This is a genomic window from Nostoc flagelliforme FACHB-838 (assembly GCF_014698065.1).
Lineage (GTDB): Bacteria > Cyanobacteriota > Cyanobacteriia > Cyanobacteriales > Nostocaceae > Nostoc > Nostoc flagelliforme_B.
The window spans coordinates 1-5,379 of record NZ_JACJSI010000386.1 but is presented as its reverse complement, the minus strand read 5'-3'; the positions used below and the strand labels follow the sequence as shown (position 1 = coordinate 5,379).

The 5,379-nt window shown below is 42.9% G+C and carries 4 protein-coding genes; all 4 read right to left on the bottom strand.

Annotation, left to right across the window (positions count from 1 at the left end):
* Window positions 1-126: 126 nt before the first annotated feature.
* Entirely contained in the window at window positions 127-633 is a 507-nt protein-coding gene (locus tag H6G97_RS44425) for a DUF1993 domain-containing protein (protein ID WP_190946852.1), read from the bottom strand.
* Window positions 634-839: 206 nt separating this feature from the next.
* Complete coding sequence (locus tag H6G97_RS44420; protein WP_190946851.1) at window positions 840-1,031, bottom strand: hypothetical protein; 192 nt, start codon at window positions 1,029-1,031, stop codon at window positions 840-842.
* Window positions 1,032-1,167: 136 nt separating this feature from the next.
* Window positions 1,168-1,362, bottom strand: coding sequence for a hypothetical protein (locus H6G97_RS44415; protein WP_190946850.1), 195 nt, complete (start codon window positions 1,360-1,362; stop codon window positions 1,168-1,170).
* Window positions 1,363-1,538: 176 nt separating this feature from the next.
* Complete coding sequence (locus H6G97_RS44410) at window positions 1,539-4,574, bottom strand: DUF4394 domain-containing protein (protein WP_190946849.1); 3,036 nt, start codon at window positions 4,572-4,574, stop codon at window positions 1,539-1,541.
* Window positions 4,575-5,379 lie beyond the last annotated feature (805 nt).

Here is a 5,379-nt window from a genome sequence, read left to right as displayed (position 1 = left end):
TTAGTTCCTCTTCGCTCTCTGTGATTTCAATCTTAAACGGGCGGCTCATGGCTATTTAAACTTAGGAGTTGGCTTCTTACCATTATATGTAGCTTCATATTAAATTGGTATTAGATATTGCTCCGATTAAGGCTGACCAAGAAAGTCTCCTTTGCCAAGTTCTACACCGCAGTGCCTAAGAATGTCATACGCTGTTGTGACATGGAAATAAAGGTTTGGTAAAACAAAATATAGGAGAAATGGCATTCCTTGAAAAGAGAGAGTGCTGTCACGCATTTGTAGGGTAATTTCTCTCTCTTCTGAACCGTCAATTTGCTCAGGTTTAAAAGTATTTAAATGAGAAATAGTTTTTTGAATGCGGTCAATAAGTTGAGGAAAAGTAGTTTCATTGTCCTCGAACTTAGGTGGTTCTATTCCTGCTAACCGTGCGGCACCTCTATTTACTATATCAGAGGCCATTTGCACTTGTTTTGATAATGGAAACATATCTGGAGAGAGACGACTATTAATCAATACAGAAGGATCTATTTTTTTTGTTTCAGCATAAGCAGCACCCTTTTCAAGAATGTTTATAAAATTGTCCAGTGTGCGAGTAGACACGGGTATTAAAGCTTGGTACATTGAAATGGTCATTGAGATTTCTCCAGAAGAATAGAATGTTTACACTATGTACCGATATGAGTTTTCGATATGCTATCTGACGTTGATGTGCGACAAGAATTTTAGTGAGGCTCAAAGACAGCCCCCATAGTTAATAATCCCTGGATGCTGGATAACAGTTAGTTCTTTTTACTTGGGAGGAACTGATCTTTTAACGATCACTATCTGTTCCCAATGAATCACGCCATCCATTCAGCCCACTGTGGAGTATCTGCCACCAATTGAGCAAACTTATCAGGATCAAGATCCTCAAATTCCAGCATCACACCGCAACGTTCATCACTCGTTGCCCAAAGGAATAATTGTATTGCCCATCTTCTCCAACAGCGATGGCGCTGTTTCGTCCGCTCTCTTGCGATCGCCAGCCGCAAGCAGAGGCTAAAAATGCTTTTAAAAACCTCAAACTAGGAAAATTGAGAACTTAGATTTTTACTTGGGTTGCCACAATGGAGTGATATCAAGCTTTTCAGCAGTAGATACGGCATTTATAACCTACATCGGTACGGTTTACACCCCTTTAACTTTTGTAAAGTTATCGTACCATTGCCGATGACGTATCAACCACGCAGTAGAGTGATTACTCCAATCAGTGGAGATGGCTAACCGCTCTCTTTCCCCCTTGTCCCTTTCCACAACAACAGCAGGTGGTGCAACAAACTCTCGTCTTTGGTCATCGGTAATCATTTCCCGAGGGAAAGCCAATATTTCCTCCAGTACGACAATCTTCAGTTGAGCGTGGAAAGGGAGGAACTATTGCCCTGCTGTTTTCCCCTCGTACTAATAGACTCGACGACCCCCTGAGCGATATTCGTTATTTTGCCTTGGGTGATGCTCATGAAATGCCACCTCCAGGGTTTAATGAACTTGTTTTGATCGGTTTAAATAGTGACACGCACAATGAGATCGTTGAAGTCTTTATCTCCACCACCCCGTAAATCCTCAAAGCCAAATGTATTGTTACCGAGGAGGCGAATATGATCGGCTTGATCGGAATTTGCTCCAAGGTAGGCGAAATATACCTGATCCAACTTTTGACCATTGACAACCTCGTTCACTGAAGCATTTGCAATTAAGAAAGGAGCAAAAATAGAGCCACCTGCAAACTGTCCTGACAGGGTTGCTGTTTGTTGGTTTTTTACACTTAAGTCAATTTCTGTTATGCGATTATTTACCACTGCTTGAGCGTAACCTGTTCCGCCCGGCAGAATGTCTGCCGTACCATCACCATTGGTATCAATTCCACCATTCTGGTCTACTACGCGGTAAAATCCAACAAAATTGTCGAAAGCTGCTTCACGGTTGACGGTAAATGAAGTACTAACTTGTCCTGTCAGAGAGCGCAAATCTAGCACCTCACTCTGCCCTTGCAAAGCTGATCCTGCTGAGGCACTCTGGCTAACTGTTTTAACTTCCAGCACTATATCATTAAAGTCATTGTTACCACTGTTTGGACTATCTTCAAAGCCAAAGGTGAAATTACTGGCAGTAGCACTAGAAATACGCACCGAAGTCTGGCTACTCAAAAAGACGCTGTTAGCAGAAATCTTTCTGGCTCGTAATTCATCAAGGCTACCGTTTTGAATCAATAAAGTGGAGAAGCGTGCATTTGACCCAAAATCTAAAATACTTGATAGTTCACCGCCAAAGCCATTAGGATTGTTACTGAGTGTGGAGAAGATGGTACGAGAACGAGCGATCACAGCTTCAAGATAGCCTGTGGCATTAGGGGCAACGCCATTGATATTACCTAAATCGTCATCAACGGTGAAAGCAACGATCTCGTTGACAACGGTATTCTTTCGACTGGATAACGAGAACTGCACAAGGCTTTGAAAGTTGCTAGCAATAGAGATAATGGCACTACCGTTAGCAGCAAAGTTAGGCGCGATCGTGCCAACAGTATCATTGTCAGTAATGTTAAAGCTAGCAGTATCCTGTGCTGCTAAAACAGCTCCGTTTGTGGCATTTTTTAAGGACAGTGTAACTGTCTCATTACCTTCAAGCAGGCTGTCATCAGTAATATTTAAGGTGGCAGTGGCAGTAGTCTGACCATCAGCAAAAGTTACAGTTACAGGTGCGCCATTATAATCAGAACCAGCAGTTGCTGTTCCACCTGTAGCAGCCAAATCTACTGTAAAAGAACCACTCGAACCACCTGTACGAACTAAATCAAGGGCGATCGCTGTGCCATTCTCAGCAACAGTATAGGTAGGGTTGCCAAATGCCACTGTGCCAGTAGGAGATTCTGCAACTGTCAAACCAGCTAAACTTGTACCTAAACCAATGGGACCGAGCAGTGTAGCAGCCCCTGTGCTTAGTTCAATCGTATATAGATTAGTCAAACCTCCAACGTTCAATGCTGCTACCCCCCGTCCTGAAGCTGCTGCATTTGATGCATTAACTCGTACATTTGACGGAATATCGAAACCGCCAACTTCAGTAAAGTCTAGTGCAGCACCGTTAAGCGTAACTGACAATTGAACTGTTTGGGTGCCATTGTTAGGCGGGTTCTGAATAAACAGGCTGTTGCTAGTTGGATCTAGCGTGTATTGAGTTGTAAAAGTGGTTCCAGTGGTTCCATTGAAGCTGTTTGTATAGGCAGTGGCAGAAATCCCTGTAGAACCGACAGGAAGTCCATTAATTGCACCATCTGAGTTAATACCTGTTGCTCCAGTATTTCCATCAACAGCGAGACCTGTAATTGGATTGAGGCGGAAGTTCAACCCAGTATTTGTGACGACACGGATACGATCAACCGTTGGATTAAAGTCAAAACCAAAACCAGTGTTAGCAGGGGGTAGATCAACAGGATTACCCATAACATCAACAAGGGCAATTTGCCCTGCTGAACCACCGACAATTGTTGCTGTTGCAGTTTGAGGGTCAATCAGGTACAGAGTGCCTGTGTTATTTGTACCGTTAATTCCCAGTGCATATAACTGCCCAGTAGCTGGACGTAGGTCAATGCCTACTAGGATCTCACCTGGCGTTACACCAGTAATTGTGGCGGTTGCTACTGTTGCAGAACTGGCACTATTGAACCGAAGGAGTTGAGTCCCATCGGCAGTCAATCCAATCAGAGGTACGCCACCAGGAGCCACTTCGTTTTGGAGTGCAAACCCTTGAACTGCATCTGTGCCTGTACCCACTGTTCCGATCAGTGTGGCAACACCTGTAGAAAGTTCAATTCCATAAAGTCCGGTGATACTACCGACCGTGAGAACCGCAAATGCCTGTCCAGTGGCTGGAGTATTTGATGCTGAAACATTGACACCAGATGGGATATCAAAGCCATTGACACTAGTAAAGTCTAGAGGAGTGCCATTAAGGGTGACTACCAGTGGCGATGTCTGGGTGCCATTATTGGGTGGATTCTGAATGAATAGTGTATTACTAACTGAATCCAGTGTGTATTGTGTGGTCGTTGTAACGTTGGGAGCGTTGTTTGTATAGGCAGTGGCATTGACTGTAGTGGTACCACCATTGATTGAACCATCAGGATTCACACCTGTTATGGATAAGTTACCATCGATCGCCGCCCCAGTATTGGGATTAACGCGAAAGTTGAGTCCATTGGAGGTAACAATGCGGAGGCGATCGACTGTTGGATTAAAATCTATTCCAAAGTCGGAACCTGTAATTGCAACAGGGTTGCCGACACCATCAACAAATTGCCCTAATGTCCCAATAGCAACAGCTAACCCAGTTTGGATACTAATGGCATAAAGCTGGGCATTGCCCATACCATCGCTAGCGATTCCGTAGAGTTTGCCGTTTTGGGGGCGGAAGTCAATACCTACTAAATTCTGCCCTGTCACCAGTCCAGTAATAGGGATATTAGCATTAAGGTTATCGGGGTTAGAAGTATCAAACGAGATCAGAGTGTTATTACTGAGAACGTATGCTGTTGTCATGTTTTAATTTCTTTACTTAATAATTTTTTGAATAAACTTGGACTGTAGCTGTGTGGGCTGAGGATTTGATAAAAATCCATCTTGATTGCCGTTGGCATTCCTTGAATAGAAGTCCAAGTGTTTTTAGATTTAGGTATGTGTTACCCAGAGCTAAACAGTCTGGTGAACTATTTCTTTACAAGATTTACTTAAGGGTAAGAACTATAAGTGCTAATGTACTCAGTAAAACTACGATAAAAAATGAAAATTCAAGTTATTTTTTCAGTAATTTTACTGAAAAAATAAGCAGTAGTGCTTCTTTTTAATCATCGGGGTGCTTAGGCAATACTTCTTGGTTAAGGACAAAAGCAGGGTAAAGTGATAATTCTTCTCCAAGAAGTGCGATCGCCTATGGCGGGCGGTACGCCATGAGAAAAAGTGGTGCAGCTAAAAGATTTCTCGTTAATCACGCCAACGTTAGATACCCCCAATTAATATTCAAAGCGATAGAAACAGTCATTTCTTCGTCCGTGATTAGACAAACTCTATCAGAGACAGGCAGTTATAAACCCACTTCCGGTTTTTCTGTAAATCCATCCCACATCATCGGTGAAAGGTTAAGATAAAGCGCTTTTTGTCAATCAGTTAAAATACTCAAAACATCCTTAATAAGAATGATAATCGTATGGAGGGAAGGGGGAGGAGGCGAGCGTCGCTCGCCTCCTCCCCCTGTTTTTGATTATCATTATCTTAAAAGTCTTTAATAGCTTAAACAGCAGATGAAAAAGTATTGTAACGACGTAAAAAGTCGGCAACATTGTTAGGT

What these genes read in the sequence shown, in the direction of transcription:
- H6G97_RS44425 (WP_190946852.1), bottom strand. Translation starts at nt 633, where the DNA reads ATGACCATTTCAATGTACCAAGCTTTAATACCCGTGTCTACTCGCACA.
- H6G97_RS44410 (WP_190946849.1), bottom strand. Translation starts at nt 4,574, where the DNA reads ATGACAACAGCATACGTTCTCAGTAATAACACTCTGATCTCGTTTGAT.